Source organism: Streptomyces sp. NPDC060366, assembly GCF_042725135.1.
Taxonomy (GTDB): Bacteria; Actinomycetota; Actinomycetes; order Streptomycetales; family Streptomycetaceae; genus Streptomyces.
Window position 1 is genome coordinate 25032 of sequence record NZ_JBHXDC010000034.1, and the last position, 225, is coordinate 25256.

1 protein-coding gene is annotated in these 225 nt (G+C 69.3%); it reads right to left on the minus strand.

Features of this window, described 5'->3' with window-relative positions; translation table 11 throughout:
- Positions 1-213: Ig-like domain repeat protein (locus ACFWHU_RS37700; RefSeq protein WP_387230798.1), on the minus strand; the 213-nt coding region annotated here is incomplete at its 3' end.
- Between the last annotated feature and the right edge of the window lie 12 nt (positions 214-225).

The following is a 225-nucleotide window of genomic DNA, read 5'->3' on the forward strand; positions in this document are numbered from 1 at the left end:
CGTGCTCGACGCCTGGTTGACCGTCACCACCGCGGTGCCCGTCGACGGCAAGAAGCAGGTGTCACCCGTGTAGGTGACGGTGACCGTGCCGGTCTCCAACGTGGTCGTGGTGACGCATGCCGTGCCGCCGGCGTCCAGGGGTACGGTCTGGTTGAGTCCGCCGGGGGCGGTGAAGGTGACGGTTCCGGTGGGAGTACCGCTGCCGGGTGCCACTGCCGTGACGGT